This window comes from Rhodanobacter sp. FW106-PBR-R2A-1-15, assembly GCF_058789735.1.
The window spans coordinates 18,056-34,813 of the sequence record NZ_JBYTEM010000029.1 but is presented as its reverse complement, the minus strand read 5'-3'; the positions used below and the strand labels follow the sequence as shown (position 1 = coordinate 34,813).

The 16,758-nt window shown below is 66.0% G+C and carries 16 protein-coding genes; 10 read left to right on the top strand and 6 right to left on the bottom strand.

Features of this window, described 5'->3' with window-relative positions; genetic code table 11:
• Complete coding sequence (locus AC3WTD_RS14300) at positions 1–756, bottom strand: Bax inhibitor-1/YccA family protein (RefSeq protein WP_027491609.1); 756 nt, start codon at positions 754–756, stop codon at positions 1–3.
• A 123-nt stretch (positions 757–879) separates the two neighbouring features.
• On the opposite strand from AC3WTD_RS14300, the gene hemC reads away from it, so the two are divergent.
• Complete coding sequence (hemC, locus tag AC3WTD_RS14295; RefSeq protein WP_492614173.1) at positions 880–1,797, top strand: hydroxymethylbilane synthase; 918 nt, start codon at positions 880–882, stop codon at positions 1,795–1,797.
• A gap of 144 nt (positions 1,798–1,941) precedes the next feature.
• Here hemC and yidC read toward each other — a convergent pair whose 3' ends face one another.
• The 3 genes from yidC to rpmH form a co-directional block, all read right to left on the bottom strand.
• Positions 1,942–3,672, bottom strand: coding sequence for a membrane protein insertase YidC (gene yidC / locus AC3WTD_RS14290; protein ID WP_492614172.1), 1,731 nt, complete (start codon positions 3,670–3,672; stop codon positions 1,942–1,944).
• A 64-nt stretch (positions 3,673–3,736) separates the two neighbouring features.
• Positions 3,737–4,141 carry a ribonuclease P protein component gene (gene rnpA, locus AC3WTD_RS14285; RefSeq protein ID WP_027491612.1) on the bottom strand — a complete coding sequence of 135 codons (405 nt, stop codon included), beginning with the start codon at positions 4,139–4,141 and terminating at the stop codon, positions 3,737–3,739.
• Positions 4,142–4,155: 14 nt separating this feature from the next.
• Positions 4,156–4,290: a 50S ribosomal protein L34 gene (rpmH, locus tag AC3WTD_RS14280; protein WP_008438884.1), complete on the bottom strand. Its 135-nt coding sequence runs from the start codon at positions 4,288–4,290 to the stop codon at positions 4,156–4,158.
• 192 nt (positions 4,291–4,482) lie between these two features.
• Between rpmH and dnaA the strand changes: the two genes are divergently transcribed.
• From dnaA to AC3WTD_RS14235, 9 genes are all read left to right on the top strand, one after another.
• Positions 4,483–5,814 carry a chromosomal replication initiator protein DnaA gene (gene dnaA / locus AC3WTD_RS14275; protein ID WP_492614171.1) on the top strand — a complete coding sequence of 444 codons (1,332 nt, stop codon included), beginning with the start codon at positions 4,483–4,485 and terminating at the stop codon, positions 5,812–5,814.
• 243 nt (positions 5,815–6,057) lie between these two features.
• Positions 6,058–7,158, top strand: coding sequence for a DNA polymerase III subunit beta (gene dnaN, locus AC3WTD_RS14270; protein WP_492614170.1), 1,101 nt, complete (start codon positions 6,058–6,060; stop codon positions 7,156–7,158).
• A 96-nt stretch (positions 7,159–7,254) separates the two neighbouring features.
• Positions 7,255–8,334: a DNA replication/repair protein RecF gene (gene recF, locus AC3WTD_RS14265; RefSeq protein ID WP_492614169.1), complete on the top strand. Its 1,080-nt coding sequence runs from the start codon at positions 7,255–7,257 to the stop codon at positions 8,332–8,334.
• 95 nt (positions 8,335–8,429) lie between these two features.
• Positions 8,430–10,862, top strand: coding sequence for a DNA topoisomerase (ATP-hydrolyzing) subunit B (gene gyrB / locus AC3WTD_RS14260; RefSeq protein ID WP_235642425.1), 2,433 nt, complete (start codon positions 8,430–8,432; stop codon positions 10,860–10,862).
• Positions 10,863–11,133: 271 nt separating this feature from the next.
• Positions 11,134–12,399 (top strand): tetratricopeptide repeat protein, encoded by a 1,266-nt coding sequence (locus tag AC3WTD_RS14255; RefSeq protein ID WP_027491617.1) that lies wholly within the window; start codon positions 11,134–11,136, stop codon positions 12,397–12,399.
• Positions 12,400–12,620: 221 nt separating this feature from the next.
• Complete coding sequence (locus tag AC3WTD_RS14250) at positions 12,621–13,280, top strand: energy transducer TonB (protein ID WP_027491618.1); 660 nt, start codon at positions 12,621–12,623, stop codon at positions 13,278–13,280.
• A gap of 56 nt (positions 13,281–13,336) precedes the next feature.
• Complete coding sequence (locus AC3WTD_RS14245; protein WP_492614168.1) at positions 13,337–14,110, top strand: MotA/TolQ/ExbB proton channel family protein; 774 nt, start codon at positions 13,337–13,339, stop codon at positions 14,108–14,110.
• Positions 14,111–14,121: 11 nt separating this feature from the next.
• Entirely contained in the window at positions 14,122–14,544 is a 423-nt protein-coding gene (locus tag AC3WTD_RS14240) for an ExbD/TolR family protein (protein ID WP_027491620.1), read from the top strand.
• Positions 14,545–14,548: 4 nt separating this feature from the next.
• Positions 14,549–14,959, top strand: coding sequence for an ExbD/TolR family protein (locus AC3WTD_RS14235; protein WP_027491621.1), 411 nt, complete (start codon positions 14,549–14,551; stop codon positions 14,957–14,959).
• 286 nt (positions 14,960–15,245) lie between these two features.
• On the opposite strand, the gene AC3WTD_RS14230 is transcribed toward AC3WTD_RS14235, so the two are convergent.
• Together AC3WTD_RS14230 and AC3WTD_RS14225 are read right to left on the bottom strand one after the other, a co-directional pair.
• Entirely contained in the window at positions 15,246–15,989 is a 744-nt protein-coding gene (locus AC3WTD_RS14230) for a pyridoxine 5'-phosphate synthase (RefSeq protein WP_027491674.1), read from the bottom strand.
• A 77-nt stretch (positions 15,990–16,066) separates the two neighbouring features.
• Positions 16,067–16,711, bottom strand: a complete 645-nt coding sequence (locus tag AC3WTD_RS14225) for a 4'-phosphopantetheinyl transferase family protein (protein ID WP_027491675.1) — start codon at positions 16,709–16,711, stop codon at positions 16,067–16,069.
• Between the last annotated feature and the right edge of the window lie 47 nt (positions 16,712–16,758).

Sequence of the window (16,758 nt, the reverse complement as noted above, 5' to 3'; positions counted from 1 at the left end):
TCAGTTGCGCGACTGCAGCTTCGACAGCAGGCGCAGCAGCTCCAGGTACAACCAGACCAGGGTGACCACCAGCGCGAACGCGCCATACCACTCCATGTACTTCGGCGCGCCCTGCTGGGCGCCGGTCTCGATCAGGTCGAAGTCGAGGATCAGGTTCAGCGCGGCGATCACCACCACCACCGCGCTGAACGCGATGCCGACGCCGCTGCTGCCGTTGATGAAGCCGATCGAGTGGCCGAAGAAGCCCATTGCGAAGTTGGCCAGGTACAGCAGCAGGATGCCGCCGGTGGCCGCGGCGATGCCCAGCTTGAACTTCTCGGTGGCGCGGATCAGCCCGCTGCGATAGGCCAGCAGCAGCGCGGCCATGGTGCCGAAGGTCAGCCCCACCGCCTGCATCACGATGCCGGGGTAGCGCATCTCGAAGATCGCCGACAGCGCGCCGATGAACAGCCCTTCCGCCACCGCGTACAGCGGCGCGGTGAACGGCGCCCAGGTCTTCTTGAACACGGTGACCAGCCCCAGCACCAGGCCACCGATGGCGCCACCGAGCACCAGCGGCATCATCGCCGGCAGGCTGTCCGGACCGGCAAACCGGCTCCAGCTGACCATCGCGCCGACCAGCACCAGGAGCAGCAGCAGGCCGGTCTTGTTGACCGTGCCGTTGATCGTCATCGCCTGGTCGTCGCGCGTGACGACAGCGCCGCTGGCCGCGTCGAGGAAGGTGTTCTTGTTGAGCGCCGGATTGCCGCTTTGCATGATCTGCTCCTGTGGTTTGCCCTCATCGTAGCGGCTTTGCCGCCGTCCTGCGCCAATCTGCCGTTACGCCGCCTTGCGCAAACTACGCGACAATGAGGGCCCGTCGAACGCCGCGGAGCCCCAATGAACCCTTCCACCCTGCGCATCGCCACCCGCAAGAGCGCACTCGCGCTGTGGCAGGCCGAGCACGTCGCGTCGCGGCTGCGCGCCACGCATCCCGGGCTGGCGGTGGAACTGGTGCCCTTGTCCACCCGCGGCGACGAGATCCTCGACCAGCCGCTGGCCACCATCGGCGGCAAGGGGCTGTTCCTGAAGGAGCTGGAGGTGGCGATGCTGGAAGGCCGCGCCCACCTCGCCGTGCATTCGCTGAAGGACGTGCCGGCGCAGCTGGAGCCGGGTTTCGCGCTGCCGGCGATGCTGCCGCGCGCGGATGCCGCCGACGCGTTCGTCAGCAACCATTACGCCGACCTCGCCGCGCTGCCGCACGGTGCGCGCGTGGGTACTTCGTCGCTGCGCCGGCAGGCGCAGTTGCGCGCGTTGCGGTCGGATCTGGTGCTGCTCGACCTGCGCGGCAACGTGGGCACGCGGCTGGCCAAGCTCGATGCCGGCGCCTACGACGCGATCGTGCTGGCCTGCGCGGGGCTGGAACGCCTCGACCTGGCCGTGCGCATCCGCTCGCGGCTGGCCGCCCCGGACTGGCTGCCGGCGCCGGGCCAGGCGGCGATCGCGATCGAGGCGCGCGCCGACCAGCCCGGCGTGCTGGCGCTGCTGGTCGCGCTGGACGACGCCGACACCCGGCTCACGGTGAGCGCCGAGCGCGCGATGAACCAGGCGCTGGGCGGCAGCTGCACGGTGCCGGTCGGCGCGTGGTGCATGCTGGGCGAACACGGCCTGCACCTGCGCGGCCTGGTTGGCGACGCCGCCGGCGGCCGGCTGCTGCGCGCGGAGGCCAGCGGCCCCAGTGACCAGGCGCTCGCGCTGGGCCGGCAGGTGGCGGCCGATCTGCTGGCGCAGGGCGCGGCGGAGTTTCTCGGGATCTGAAAGACTATAGGAGCGCAGGCGGGTTCCTGGCGTAAACGAAGACGGCCGCGCGGTTGCCCGGCGCGGCCGCTTTTATCGGAGGTGCAGCCACCGATGGCCGCCCGTTTGACCTTGACGATCAGGGACGATCGCCAGAGTCGTCCATCAGGCGGCCTTCGGCGCCGCCGTGTCCTCGCGGTCGACGTGGTGGGTGATCCACCACTGCTGGCCGAGGCCGACGATGCCGTTGACCGCGTAGTACAGGCACAGGCCGGCAGGGAAGAAGGCGAACATCACGGTGAACAGCAGCGGCATCACCTTCATCATCTTCGCCTGGGTCGGGTCCATGCCCGCGGCGACCGGGTTCAGCCACTGCGTGCCCAGCATCACCAGCGCGTAGATGATCGGCAGGATGTAGAACGGATCGGGCGCGCTGAGGTCGGGGATCCACAGGAACGGCGCGTGACGCAGTTCCAGGCTGTACTCGAGCACGAAGAACAGGCCGTAGAACACGGGCAAGGTGATCAGCACCGGCAGGCAGCCGCCCATCGGGTTGACCTTCTCCTTCTTGTACAGCTCCATCATCGCCATCTGCATCTTCTGCTTGTCGTCGCCGTAGCGCTCCTTGAGCGCCTGCACGCGCGGCTGCAGCTTGCGCATGCGGGCGCTGGAGCGGTACTGGATGGCGGTGAGCTTCCAGCTCAGGCCCTTGATCAGCAACACCAGCAGGATGATCGCCACGCCCCAGTTCTTGGTGATGGCGTGGAACTGCGACAGCACCCAGTGCATCGGCACGGCGATGATCTTGAACATGCCATAGTCGATGGTGAGGTCCAGCCCCGGCGCCACCGCGTCCATGGTGCCCTGCTTGTTCGGGCCGACGTACAGGCGCGACTGGCTGGTCAGGCTCTGTCCCGGCGCCACGCTGAGTGCGGGGCCGACGGTACGGATCAGGTAGCGCGGATGCGCGCTGTCCGGGTTGATGGTCTGGGTGACGTACTGCTCGGTCTGGCCGGCCGGCGGAATCCAGGCGGTGACGAAGTACAGCTTCAGCATCGCCGCCCAACCGCCCTTGATCGAGGCGTTGAGCTGGTCCTTCGGTTCGGCGAAGTCCTTGAACGTCAGCTTCTCGAACTTCTCGCCGGTATACCAGGCGGCGCCCTGGAAGCTGCGGATTTCCGGGTTGGTGTAGTTGGCCAGCCAGTTGCCGGCTTTCGGCGGCTCGACCCGCAGCAGCTGCTGGTAGGCGTTGCCATGCCAGGCGGTGGCGCTGCCGTTGTCGATGCGCTGGCTCACGCCAATCACGTAGCTGCCACGCCTGAAGGTATAGGTCTTGGTGACCTTGAGGCCGGCGGCGTCCTGCCAGGTGAGATCGACCTTCAGCTCATCCTGGCCGTCGGCCAGCGCGTAGGCGGTCTGCTCGGCGTGGAACAGCGCCAGGTGGTTCGGCTGATCGGCCGGCGCGCTGTCGCTGCTGCTGACCAGGCCGTTCTGGGCCACGGAGTAATGCGCCTCGTCGCTGGACAGCAGCACGGTCGGCGGCGGGTTCGGTGCCTTGTGCGTGCGCGGCGCCTGCGGGTAGGCCAGCAGGTCGGCGTGCACCAGGCTGCCGCCGCGGGGGTCCACGCTCAGCTTCAACACGTCGGTGGTGACGGTGATCAACTGCGCCGGCGCGGCAGCGCTCTGGCCGCCATCCGCCATGGCGGCCGGGGAGGGAGTGGACTGGGTGACGGTGGGGATCGCACCCGGCACGCTGGCATCGGCCGACGAAGCGGCGGCGGTGCTGGCAACCTCCGGTGGCGGCGCCTTGGGGCCGTAATCCTTCTCCCAGGCCAGGAACAGGAAATAGGCCACGGCCAGCAGGGCGAACATAAGGAAGGTGCGCGTTTGATTCATCGCGTAGCAGATCCGGGTAACGCCACGACACGTGTCCACGCCGCGGAGACAGGAAGGGAAAAGGTCAACGCTCGATTGTGCGGGTGTCGCCGGCGGGCTTCAATGGCCCGGACGTTGCGGCATGGCCGGCCTGCAGTTTTTTCCACAGGCCGTCGAGTTCGGCCAGCAGCTGCGGCCCGGGTACGCCGGCAGCCTGTTCGCGCGCCATCACCATCATGTCGACCGCCGGCAGCCGGTGGCGCACGCGCCGGAACGACTCGCGCAGCAGGCGTTTGATCCGGTTGCGTTCGACCGCGCGCTTGGAGACGCGCTTGGAAATTGCCAGGCCGAGCCGGGCATGGTCGAGGCCGTTGTCACGATAGCGCATATGAAAACAGCGGCCGCCTGCGCGTCCGCTGCTGCTTCGCAAGGCGGCAAAGTCACCCGGCCGACGTAACCGCGCTTCGCGCGGCAGCTCGGCGTTGGCCATGACGCTCGCGCCGATTACGGGATCAGGCGCTTGCGGCCCTTGGCGCGACGGGCGCTGAGGACTTTGCGGCCGTCGGCGGTGGCCATACGGGCACGGAAACCGTGCGTGCGAGCGCGCTTGAGCTTGCTGGGCTGGAAGGTCCGCTTCATGGGTTGCTCCGAAGGGAATGTGGATAAAAAGGTTGGAAAGTATGTGGGCTAGCCGTTGCTGCTGTCAAATGGCCGTAGTCGGCACGCTGTGGATACCGGTGTGGATATGTGGCGGCCGAGGGTGCGGGGGAGGCTGCTAGACTAGCCCATCACCCCGCGCGCAAGCGCTTCGAAGCTGTGGTTGATTTGTCCATGAGTGATCTGTGGCGGCGCTGCCTTGAGCGCCTCGAAGGCGAGCTGAGCGCCGAAGACCTGCATACCTGGCTGATGCCGCTGCAGGCGCGCGAAGATGCCAACGGCCTGCAGCTGTTTGCGCCCAACTCCTACACCCTGGACACTGTGCGCGGGCGCTACCTGGGACAGATCGAGGCGATGCTGCTGCAGCTTGCCGGCAGGCCGTGCCCGGTGCGGCTGGAGGTCGGCTCCAGCACGGTGCGGCCGGCCGTGTCGGCCAAGGCGGCGCCGGCACCTCGGGTTACCCCGGTCCCGGCGGCTCCCGCGTTCAACCACAACCTGGACCCGCACTACACCTTCGAGACCTTCGTCGAGGGCAAGTCCAACCAGCTCGGCAAGGCGGCCGCCATGCAGGTGGCGACCAACCCCGGCCGCGCCTACAACCCGCTGCTGCTGTACGGCGGCACCGGCCTGGGCAAGACCCACCTGATGCACGCCGCCGGCAACCTGATGCGCGAGCGCAACCCGGACTGCAAGGTGCTGTACCTGCGTTCGGAGCAGTTCGTCGGCTCGATGATCGAGGCGCTGCGCGCCAAGAGCATGGACCAGTTCAAGCTGCGCTTCCGCTCGGTGGATGCGCTCTTGATCGACGACATCCAGTTCTTCGCCGGCAAGGACACCACGCAGGAGGAGTTCTTCCACACCTTCAACGCGCTGTTCGAGTCCAAGCAGCAGATCATCCTCACCTGCGACCGCTACCCCAAGGAAGTGGACAAGCTGGAGCCGCGGCTGAAGTCGCGCCTGGGCTGGGGCCTGTCGGTGGCGATCGAGCCGCCGGATTTCGAGACGCGCGCGGCGATCCTGCTGGCCAAGGCGCACGACAAGGGCGTGGCGGTGGACGAGCACGTGGCGATGCTGCTGGCCAAGCGCATCCGCTCCAACGTGCGCGATCTCGAGGGCGCGCTGAACACGCTGGCGGCGCGGGCCAACTTCTACGGCAAGCCGATCACCACCGACTTCGCCGAGGAGACCCTGCGCGACCTGCTGGCCACGCATGCGCAGGCAGTCACCATCGCCAACATCCAGAAGATCACCGCCGAGTACTTCAACGTGCGCCTGCAGGACCTGCTGTCCAAGCGGCGCGTGCGCTCGCTGGCGCGGCCGCGGCAGATCGCCATGACGCTGTCCAAGGAACTGACCGAACACAGCCTGCCGGAGATCGGAGAGGCGTTCGGCGGGCGCGACCACACCACGGTGATGCATGCCTGCAAGACGATCCGCAAATTCATCGAGACCGACGCGCGCATGCGCCAGGACTGGGAGCAGCTGATCCGCACGCTGACCGGTTGAGCGACGATCGGCAAAGATTATGGATAAGCGGGGGCTCAAGCTGTGGATAATGGGTGGACGAATCGAGTGCGGAAGTTATCCACAAATCACCCACCGTAAGACAGCCCGTTCAAACACACCCACAAATCTACCCAGGCTGTTGATTTACCGGATGAAATTCGGTTATGAAAGTTACCCACCGCACCAACAGCAACCACTAACTTCTTTTAAAGACAGAACAGCAGGCATAGGGGAAGCACAGTCATGCAATTCAGCATCCAACGAGAAGCTCTGCTCAAGCCTCTGCAGCAGGTGGTTGGTGTGGTTGAACGCCGCCAGACGCTGCCGGTGCTGGCCAACCTGCTGGTCAAGGTTGGCTCCGGCAAACTGTCGCTGACCGGAACCGACCTGGAAGTGGAGATGGTAGCCACCAGCGCGGCGGAGAAACTGGTCGATGGCGAGGTCACCATCCCCGCCCGCAAGCTGTTCGACATCGTGCGCGCCCTGCCCGACGGTGCGCGGATCGACCTCAAGCTCAGCGGCGATCGCGTGGCGCTGAACGCCGGGCGCAGCCGCTTCACGCTGACGACCCTGCCGGCCAGCGAGTTTCCCACCGTCGACGAGATCGAACTGGTGGAAAAGGTCAGCCTGCCGGAAGAAGCCTTGCGCGACCTTATGGAACGCACGGCCTTCGCCATGGCGAACCAGGACGTGCGTTACTACCTGAATGGCATGCTGCTCGATCTGCAGGAGCACACCCTGCGCTGCGTGGCCACCGATGGCCACCGGCTGGCGATGAAGGAAACCGGCCTGCAGAATTCGGTGAGCACGCGCCGACAGATCATCATCCCGCGCAAGGGCGTCAACGAACTGGTAGGTCTGCTGGAAACCGGTGACGGCCAGGTCGAGCTGGAGTTCGGCCGCAACCATCTGCGCGTGCGCCGCGGCGACGTGGTGTTCACCTCCAAGCTGATCGACGGCCGCTTCCCCGACTACGAGGCGGTGATCCCGTTGGGCGCGGACAAGACCGCCACGATCGACCGCGAGGTGCTGCGGGGCGCGCTGCAGCGCGCCGCGATCCTCTCCAACGAGAAGTACCGCGGCGTGCGGTTGGAGCTGTCGCCGGGCAAGCTGCGCATCGTGGCGCACAACCCGGAGCAGGAAGAGGCGGTGGAGGAGGTCGAGGCCGACACCCATGTGTCCGACCTCGCGGTGGGCTTCAACGTGGGCTACCTGCTCGATGCACTGGCCGCGCTGCGCGGTGAGCGGGCGCGGCTCAGCCTGCGCGATGCGCAGTCGAGCTGCCTGGTGCAGGAACATGACAGCGAGCAGGCTCGCCACGTGATCATGCCGTTGCGGCTCTGACGGCCAGCGCATGGCGCTCGCCACACGCGGCAAGAACAGGCAACGCCGGGGCTCCCACCAGGAACTCCGGCGTTGCTGTTTGTGGACACAACCCGCATGAGGCTGGAGCAGCTTCGCGTGCGCGGCCTGCGCTGCCTTACTGAGGTCGGCGTGGCGCTGGATCCGGGTGTCAACGTCTTCGTCGGTGCCAACGGCGCCGGCAAGACCAGCGTGCTGGAGGCAGCGTTCCTGCTTTCGCATGCGCGCTCCTTTCGCAGCGGCGCGAAGGAAGCGCTGCTGCAACGGGGTACCACGCAGCTGTCGATCTTTGCCGAGTTGCGCCATGCCGATGAGCGGGTGTGCCGGCTCGGCCTGGGACGGGATGGCGTGCGCTGGGAGGCAAAGCTGGACGGTACCGGCGTGGCGTTGGGGCAGCTGGTCGGTGAATGCGCGGTGGTCTGTTTTGAATCAGGTTCGCACGGCTTGATCGCCGGTGCGGCGGAAGAGCGCCGGCGGTATCTGGATTGGGGAGTGTTCCACGTGGAACATACCTTTTTGTCCACCTGGCGCCGCTACCAGCGTGCGCTGAAACAGCGCAACAGCCTGTTGCGTGCCCCCGCCCCGCCAGCCGACGAGCTGTTTGCACCGTGGGAGGCGGAGCTGGCCCAAGCCGCCGAGCAGATCGATCGGCAACGGCGTAGCTATCTGGATCGGTTGCGCCCGAAGCTGCTTGACGGCTTCGCCGGCTTGCTGCCGGAGCTGGGCGCTTTCGAGCTGCGCTATCGCCGGGGCTGGTCGGACGAGCTGGACCTGGCCCGGCAGTTGCGCGAGCAGCGGGGTCGGGATCTTGCCCGCGGGCATACCACCCTCGGCGCGCATCGGGCGGACTGGTCGATCATGTTCGAACAGGCCCCATTGCGTGAACATCTGTCCCGCGGTCAGGAGAAGCTTACCGCGCTGGCTTGCCTGCTGGCGCAGGCCAAACTGTATGCGGAGCAGTGTGGTGAATGGCCGATCGTCTGCCTCGACGACCTTGCCTCGGAACTGGACCTGGCCCACCAAGCCGCGGTGGTGACCCAGCTGCTGGCGGCGGACGCCCAGGTGCTGCTTACCGGCACCGAATTGCCAGCCGCACTGCAAGGGTTGCCCGCCCGAGTGTTCCACGTGGAACAAGGCGAGCTGACGCGCCTGCTATAATTGGAAGGTTGCATCTCCCGCGGATTGCATAACCCTGTCCGGCCATTCACGGCGCCGAGTCGGGCGGGTCGCTGGCGCCAGGAAACGGTCAACGCATGAACGAACCCAGCAACGAATCGCACTACGACTCCAGCAACATCAAGGTGCTGAAGGGCCTGGAAGCGGTGCGCAAGCGCCCGGGCATGTACATCGGCGACACCGATGACGGCACCGGCCTGCACCACATGGTGTTCGAAGTGGTCGACAACTCGATCGACGAGGCGCTGGCCGGCTACTGCGACAAGGTGGCGGTCACCATTCTCGACGACGGCTCGGTCAGCGTCAGCGACAACGGCCGCGGTATCCCGGTCGACATGCACCCGGAGGAGCATCGCTCCACCGCCGAGGTGGTGATGACGGTGCTGCATGCCGGCGGCAAGTTCGACGCCAATTCGTACAAGGTGTCCGGTGGCCTGCACGGGGTGGGCGTTTCCGTGGTGAACGCGCTGAGCGATCACCTGTGGCTGACCATTTATCGTGACGGTCATGAGTACCAGCAGGAATACGCGCTCGGCGAGCCACTGTACCCGCTGAAGGAGGTTGGGCCGTCGAACAAGCGCGGTACCACGGTGCGCTTCCTGCCCAGCCCGGCCACCTTCACCAGCAACATCGACTTCCACTACGAGATTCTGGCCAAACGTCTGCGCGAGCTGGCTTTCCTCAACTCCGGCGTCACCATCGAGCTGAAGGACGAGCGCGGGGAAGGGCGGGCGGACACGTTCGCCTACGAGGGCGGCATCCGCTCGTTCGTGCAGCACCTGGCGCAGATGAAGACCGCGCTGCACCCGAACGTGATCAGCCTCTCCGCCGAACAGGACGGCATCGTGGTGGAAGTGGCGATGCAGTGGACCGACTCGTACAACGAGATCATGTTCTGCTTCACCAACAACATCCCGCAGCGCGATGGCGGCACCCATCTCACCGGTTTCCGCGCCGCGCTGACCCGCTCGCTGCAGAACTACATCGAGAAGGAAGGCCTGGCCAAGAACGCCAAGGTCGCGCTGTCCGGCGACGACATGCGCGAAGGCATGATCGCGGTACTGTCGGTGAAGGTGCCTGATCCGAAGTTCTCCTCGCAGACCAAGGACAAGCTGGTCTCGTCCGAGGTGAAGACCGTGGTGGAGCAGGTCATCAACGAGAAGCTCGGCGAGTTCCTGCTGGAACACCCGAACGAGGCCAAGGCGATCGCCTCGAAGGTGGTCGACGCCGCTCGTGCCCGCGAAGCCGCCCGCAAGGCGCGCGAGATGACCCGCCGCAAGGGCGCGCTGGACATCGCCGGCCTGCCCGGCAAGCTGGCCGACTGCCAGGAAAAGGACCCGGCGCTGTGCGAGCTGTTCCTGGTCGAGGGTGATTCCGCCGGCGGCTCGGCCAAGCAGGGCCGCAACCGCAGGACCCAGGCCGTGCTGCCGCTGAAAGGCAAGATCCTGAACGTGGAGAAGGCGCGCTTCGACCGCATGCTGGCCTCGGCCGAGGTCGGCACGCTGATCACCGCGCTGGGCACCGGCATTGGCAAGGACGAGTACAACCCCGACAAGCTGCGCTACCACCGCATCATCCTGATGACCGACGCGGACGTCGACGGCTCGCACATCCGCACCCTGCTGCTGACCTTCTTCTACCGCCAGATGCCCGAGCTGATCGAGCGCGGCCACATCTACATCGGCCTGCCGCCGCTGTACAAGGTGAAGCAGGGCAAGCAGGAGTTGTACATCAAGGACGATGCCGCGCTGAACGACTTCCTGATCTCCAGCGCGGTGGACAACGCTGCGCTGACCTACGCCCCGGATGCGCCGCCGATCACCGGCGAGGCGCTGGAGAAGCTGCTGCGCGGCTACCAGCTCGCGCTGGACCAGATTGCCCGGCTGGCGCATCGTTTCGATGCCGCCGTGCTGAACGTGTTGCTCGAGCACCAGCCGATCACACCCGCGCTGTGGTCCGATCCGGTGGCCATGCAAGCCTGGCTGGATGGCGCCGCGCAGCGGCTGGCGGCCAGCGGCCTGGGCAAGCCGCACTACCGCCTCACGCTGCGCCCGGCCGCTGGCGGGCAGCCGGCCGCGATCGAGGTGGTGAAGGAGCAGCACGGACTCAGCCATACCTGGTTGCTGCCGCAGCCGTTCTTCGCCAGTGCCGAGCTTCGCCCGATCCTGGCGATCAGTCAGCAGATCGCCGGCATGATCCAGCCCGACGCTGTCGTGCGTCGCGGCAATGCCTCGCGCGGCGTGCTCAGCTTCCTCGATGCGCGCAACTGGCTGCTGGACGAGGCGAAGAAGGGTCGCAGCATCCAGCGCTTCAAGGGCCTGGGCGAAATGAACCCGGAGCAGCTGTGGGATACCACGGTGAATCCGGACACCCGGCGCATGCTGCAGGTCGGCATCGAGGATGCCATCGCCGCCGACCAGATGTTCTCGATGCTGATGGGCGAGGCGGTCGAACCGCGTCGCGATTTCATCGAGGCGAACGCGCTGAAGGTCGCCAACCTGGACATTTGACGGCCTCCCCGCCGACGCGAAGCTTCCCGCCGCGCCCGCCGCCCGGGGCCGGTGGGCGCCGCGGCAGCCGGTGCCGAGTGCTCGCGGCGCCGTGCAAATTTGGCATCCCATCGGACGGAACAAGCCAACTAATTGATTTTTAACGATCTTTGATGCGGCACTGCAACTTGTTATCGCGTGCCGGGTCGAGTTAGGCTTCGCAATCCCCCGCGTCATTACGACGCGCCCAGACATCACGAGGATCACCATGAAGCATGCCCGAGGGTTAACCATGCTGGCCGGCGTTGCGCTGCTGCTGGGCGTGGCCAGCAGCCCGGCCCTGGCGCGCAAGAGCGACGACGCCACACCCAAGAAGGAAGCGCTGTATCCGAATGCGACGCGCACCGAGCCGAAGCTCGACCTGAGCAGCGCGAAGGACCAGAAGAGCCTCAACGACGGCCTGGACGCCGTCAACGAAGGCGACAAGGCCAAGGCTGAGCAGCTGCTGCAGCCGATCATCGACGGCAGCAAGAGCAAGTATGCCCAGGCGCTCGCCCTGCAGGGCATGGCCAGCCTCCACTACAACGACGGCGACATCAAGGGCGCCATCAGCACGCTGCAGCGCTCGCTGGCGCTCGGCGTGATGCCGAACGATACCTACTTCCAGCTGATGTACATGCTGGCGCAGTTCCAGTTGGCCGACGAGCAGTACCAGCCCGCGCTGGACACGGTCGCCAAGTGGCGCGCCGAAGGCAAGAAGGAAACCGCCGATTCGTACGCGCTCGAAGGCAACGCCTACTACCGACTCAACAAATATCCCGAGGCGATCGCCGCGATCACCAAGGCCAAGTCGCTGACCGACAAGCCGCAGCCGACCTGGGACCAGATCCTGATGGCCAGCTACTCCGAATCCGGCCAGGACGACAAGGCAGCGCAGCTGGCCACCAGCCAGCTCAATTCGAATCCGAGCGATCCGAACGCGCTCAACAACGCGGTCGCCGTACTGATGCAGGCGCACAAGTATCCCGAGGCGATCCAGATGCTGGAGAAGGCCCGCGCCGCCGGCACGCTCACCAAGGACACCCAGTACGTGAACCTGGCCAAGCTGTACCTGATCGCTGGCCAGGAAAGCTCGGATCCGACGCCGAACGCGCTCAAGGCCCAGCAGGTGCTTGAGGACGGTATCGGCAAGGGCATCGTCAAGCCCGACGCGGGAACCTACGTGTTGCTCGGCCAAGCCGCCGAGATCGGCAACAACGCCGACAAGGCGATCAGCTACTACAACAAGGCCATTCCGCTGGCCAGCGATGGCGAGGCCGCATTGGCCGCCGGACGCCTGCTGCTGAGCGAGAACAAGTACAGCCAGGCCAAGGGCCTGGTCCAGCAGGCCATCGACAAGGGCGTGAAGCACAAGGGCACGGCGTACATGCTGCTGGCCGAGTCCGAACGCGGCTTGAAGAACAAGCCGGCGGCGATCGCCGCGATGAAAAACGCTGCCAAGGATCCGGAGACGGCGGCGAAGGCAAGGGACTGGCTGAAAAAGACCGGCGCCGAATGACCGGTTGAAGCACGTGGCAGGCCACGGGATGGAATGGACGTCCATATGCTTCATCCCCGCGGCGCTATACAAATGCCATGTGCTGTTGTACCGTTTCAACCTTTCCCCCGCGTCTCCCCAGTGGCAAGTTCCTTCCGGATTCGTCAACGCATCTGACGATTTCGGAGTCAAGCCCTGCGGCAACGTTCTCTTCTGATCGATCAGCTCCAGACTAGTGACAGATGGCCTCAAGTAACGAAGAAATCGGGCGCGAGCCGTTTAGTTGGAAACGCACCTGGGCACTGGCAGTTGCCATCGGGCTGCATGCGTTTGCCTTCCTGTTGATCGTGGCGCCGATGGCGCCGCCGAATCAGAACCACAAGGAAAAGGAACGCATCGTCCAGGTGAACTTCATCGAGCCGCCGCCGCCGCCACCACCGCCGCCGCCGCCGCCGCCGGAACCGCCGAAGCAGCCGCCGCCGAAGATCATCCAGCAGGTCAAGGTGCCACCGACACCGCCGCCGCCGACACCACCGCCAGCGGTGGAAGAGGTTTCGGCGAATGCGACCCAGGCAGCGCCGCCAGCGCCGCCAGCGCCGCCGGCACCGCCAACGGATATCACGGCCAGCTCGGATCTCAGCTACAACAGCCGGCTCCAGCCGAAGTATCCGCCGCAGGCCATCCGTCAGCGGCATGAGGGTACGGTGGTGCTGATGATCCTGGTGGGCGTGGATGGCTCGCCGAAGGACATAAAGATCGACCGCTCCAGCGGTTATCACGAACTCGATCGTGCTGCCATGGATGCCGCACGTCGTTGGCGCTTCAATCCAACGATTCGAAATGGACAAAAAGTTGAAGGGTACGCACGCGTTCCGGTCAACTTCAATCTCAACCAGCTGTAACCGGGTTCGCCCGGTTTACGGTTACAGTTCACGCTTGACTTCCCTAGGGTAGCGTTATGTTCCTACAGACTCCTGATACGACCGGTGCCGCACAGGCCATGGGTGGCAATACCAACGCCGAAGCCATGAAACAGATGGGCTTCGACAACCTGATCCAGAACTTCGACTGGCTCGGCTGGGTCGTCTTCGTGACCCTGGTCGCGATGTCGTTCCTGTCGTGGTACTTCATCATCGCCAACGGCATCCGCAACGCCACGGTGAAGGCCCGCGCCGAAAAGGTCATCAACGGGTTCTGGGGCAACGGCTCCACCCAGGACGCGATCCGTGAACTCGAAGCGCAGCCGCGCACCGAGCCGTTCTCCAAGATCGCGCTCGACGCCGCTTCGGCGGTCGCCCACCACCAGCAGGCCACGGCGGCTGCCGGCACCACCGGTCGTCTGGCCGAGTCGCTGAGCCGTTCGGAGTTCATCGACCGTGCCCTGCGCCAGGCGGTGGCCCGCGAGAGCATGCGTCTGGAAGGCGGCATGACCCTGCTCGCCACGGTCGGTTCTGCCGCGCCGTTCGTCGGTCTGCTCGGTACTGTGTGGGGCATTTACCACGCGCTGATCCGCATCGCCGCTTCCGGCAACGCCTCGATGAACGCGGTGGCTGGCCCGGTCGGCGAGGCGCTGATCATGACCGCCTTCGGTCTGTTCGTCGCGATCCCGGCGCTGTTCGCGTACAACTTCTTCAGCCGTTCGAACCGCGTGGTCTACGCCCGCTTCGACGAATTCGCGCACGATCTGCACGACTTCTTCGCCACCGGTTCGCGCGTCGAAAGCCAGAAGTGAGGGATTGACCCATGGCTGTCAGCCTAGGTGGCAATTCCGGCGGTCCGATGTCGGAAATCAACGTCACGCCGCTGGTCGACGTGATGCTGGTTCTGCTGATCATCTTCATGATCACGGCTCCGCTGATGTCGCACTCCATCACGATCGATCTGCCTACGGCCAACCCGAAGACACCGGATTCGGAAATGTCGGTGCCGCCACTGGATCTGGCGGTCAAGCAGGATGGCAGCACGTACTTCAATGACCACCTGGTCACCGAAGCCGAGCTGCGGGCACAGTTTGCGGTGAGCGCGCAAAGGTCGCCGCAGCCGGAGCTGCAAATCCGCGCGGACAAGAACACCGAGTTCAAGATCGTGAAGAAGGTCATCGGCGACGCCAAGGATTCGGGCATGGTGCATGTTGCTTTCATGACTACCGACGCGCCGAAGGAGTAACCAGATGTCCTTCTCTACCAACACCAGTGGACCGATGTCGGAGATCAACGTCACGCCGCTGGTCGACGTGATGCTGGTGCTGCTGATCATCTTCATGATCACGGCACCGGTGCTGGCGCATCGGATCCAGGTCGATCTGCCGCAGCCGAATCCGAATCAGCCGCCGCCGACCAATCCGGCGGAACCGGTCCACCTGAAGATCGACCAGGCCGGTGCGCTGTACTGGAACGATATTCCGGTGGACGAGCTGGGCTTGAAGGCGCAGCTCGCGGTGATCAGCCAGCAGTCGTTGAACAACCAGCCGGAGATCCAGATCGCTGCGGCCGACGCGGTGGCCTACGAGCACGTGGCGCGGGTGTTGGCGGCGGCGAAGAGTTACAAGCTGGTCAAGATCGGTTTCACCGAGAACTTCTGATCGGTCGTCGCCACGGCAACGTACCAACGAAAACCCCCGCCTTGCGCGGGGGTTTTCTTTTGGGGGCAGGGCGTCGCCGTGCCGGCTCAACGCTTGTGAAGAAAACCACATCCTGTGGTTTTCTTCAGTCGCGAGTCCGGTACACGCCCGGACTCGCTCACATGAAACAGTCACGCCAGTGACTGTTTCATGCCTGGCCCTCGGGCAACCGCTCCTGCGTTGCCTCAACTCGGGCATCCCTGCCCTCGCCGTGGCCGGCCTGAGAGGTTGAAAAAATCACAACCCCTCAGCGCAGGATTTGCAGGTAGTTGCGCACGGTGGTGGCCAGCCCCTCGTACAGCGCCTCACCGATCAGCGCATGGCCGATGGAAACTTCGGCCAGGCCGGGGATCGCCGCCTTGAACGTGCCCAGATTGGCTTGGCTGAGGTCGTGCCCGGCGTTCACCGCCAGCCCGGCCTGCTGGGCGCGGCGCGCGGTTTCGGCGCACACGGCCAGAGCCGCCGCGGGCTGCCCTTCGGTAAACGCCTCGGCATAGGGGCCGGTGTAGATCTCGATGCGCTGTGCGCCGATCGCCGCGGCGAGCTCGAAATCCTGGCTGCCGGCGTCGACGAACAGGCTGACCCGACAACCCAGCTCGCGCAGCTCGCCAACCAGCGGACGCAGCTGCGCGAGGTCGCGGCGCAGGTCGAAGCCGTGGTCGGAGGTGATCTGGCCGTCGCCGTCGGGTACCAGAGTGACCTGGGTGGGGCGCACCTCGCGGGCCAGCGCGACCAGCCCCGGATAGGCGCCGCGGGCGGCGGCGAACGGATTGCCCTCGATGTTGTATTCCACTCGTCCGCGCAGCATCGCGGCCAGCGCGCGTACGTCGTCGGGGCGCACGTGGCGCAGGTCCGGCCGCGGATGCACGGTGATGCCGCCGCAGCCGCTCTCGATGCAGGTCTGCGCAGCCCGGCAGATGTCCGGTTCGCGGCCGCCGCGCGAATTGCGCAGCACGGCGATCTTGTTGAGGTTGACGCTGAGCAGGGTCATGGCGGAAGGACGATCCTCGGCGGTGGCGATCAATGGGGGCGCACGGGCCGGTCGATGAGCCGGAAACAGTGCGCCGATCAGTCGCCGCTGGCAAGCGTGCCGAGGCGGATCCGCCGCTCGCCGCCGCGCCAGGCCAGCGCGCCGACCAGGCCATGGTCGAGCGCCAGCCGCTGCAGTTGCCAGGCGTCGGCGTCGTCGCCCTGCAGCCGCCGCAGTTGCAGCTGCCCCCCCACACTGGTGATGCTGAGCCGATGCAGGCCGTACGCGAGGCCGCGGCCCAGCGCCTTCAGCACCGCTTCCTTGGCGGTCCACAGTTCGAGGAAGGCGACGCTGCGCTCGGCCTGCGGCAGCGCCGCCAGTACTGCCGCCTCCTCGGCGCTGAAGAAGCGCCGGGCGAGCTCCACGGCGTGCTGGCGCGGGCGCAGGCATTCGAGGTCGATCCCCGGTGCGACGTGCCGGGCCACCGCGACCAGGGCATGGTCGCCACTGTGCGACCAGTTGAAGTCGAGCGAGGAATCCAGCCCGGCGGCGAGCGCGGGGCGGCCATGTTCGCCTTCGCGCAGCAGCACCCGCTCCGCCGTGGTGCCAAGATAGGCGGCCAGCAGCGTGCACAGCGGGGCGCGCCCGCCCGAGCGCCGGTAGTCCAGCCGCCACACGTGAATCTCGTCATCGCGCAGGCGCTCTGCTACGTTGGCGAGTGTCGATACGGGCGCGGTGATCATCCGCGCATGGTGCCGCTGGTGCTGCCATGGCACAAGCGCGGGCGCGC

Bases quoted from the DNA above. Each gene is read 5' to 3' on its own strand.
- AC3WTD_RS14300 (WP_027491609.1), bottom strand. From the start codon at position 756: ATGCAAAGCGGCAATCCGGCGCTCAACAAGAACACCTTCCTCGACGCG.
- hemC (WP_492614173.1), top strand. From the start codon at position 880: ATGAACCCTTCCACCCTGCGCATCGCCACCCGCAAGAGCGCACTCGCG.
- yidC (WP_492614172.1), bottom strand. From the start codon at position 3,672: ATGAATCAAACGCGCACCTTCCTTATGTTCGCCCTGCTGGCCGTGGCC.
- rnpA (WP_027491612.1), bottom strand. From the start codon at position 4,141: ATGGCCAACGCCGAGCTGCCGCGCGAAGCGCGGTTACGTCGGCCGGGT.
- rpmH (WP_008438884.1), bottom strand. From the start codon at position 4,290: ATGAAGCGGACCTTCCAGCCCAGCAAGCTCAAGCGCGCTCGCACGCAC.
- dnaA (WP_492614171.1), top strand. From the start codon at position 4,483: ATGAGTGATCTGTGGCGGCGCTGCCTTGAGCGCCTCGAAGGCGAGCTG.
- dnaN (WP_492614170.1), top strand. From the start codon at position 6,058: ATGCAATTCAGCATCCAACGAGAAGCTCTGCTCAAGCCTCTGCAGCAG.
- recF (WP_492614169.1), top strand. From the start codon at position 7,255: ATGAGGCTGGAGCAGCTTCGCGTGCGCGGCCTGCGCTGCCTTACTGAG.
- gyrB (WP_235642425.1), top strand. From the start codon at position 8,430: ATGAACGAACCCAGCAACGAATCGCACTACGACTCCAGCAACATCAAG.
- AC3WTD_RS14255 (WP_027491617.1), top strand. From the start codon at position 11,134: ATGCTGGCCGGCGTTGCGCTGCTGCTGGGCGTGGCCAGCAGCCCGGCC.
- AC3WTD_RS14250 (WP_027491618.1), top strand. From the start codon at position 12,621: ATGGCCTCAAGTAACGAAGAAATCGGGCGCGAGCCGTTTAGTTGGAAA.
- AC3WTD_RS14245 (WP_492614168.1), top strand. From the start codon at position 13,337: ATGTTCCTACAGACTCCTGATACGACCGGTGCCGCACAGGCCATGGGT.
- AC3WTD_RS14240 (WP_027491620.1), top strand. From the start codon at position 14,122: ATGGCTGTCAGCCTAGGTGGCAATTCCGGCGGTCCGATGTCGGAAATC.
- AC3WTD_RS14235 (WP_027491621.1), top strand. From the start codon at position 14,549: ATGTCCTTCTCTACCAACACCAGTGGACCGATGTCGGAGATCAACGTC.
- AC3WTD_RS14230 (WP_027491674.1), bottom strand. From the start codon at position 15,989: ATGACCCTGCTCAGCGTCAACCTCAACAAGATCGCCGTGCTGCGCAAT.
- AC3WTD_RS14225 (WP_027491675.1), bottom strand. From the start codon at position 16,711: ATGATCACCGCGCCCGTATCGACACTCGCCAACGTAGCAGAGCGCCTG.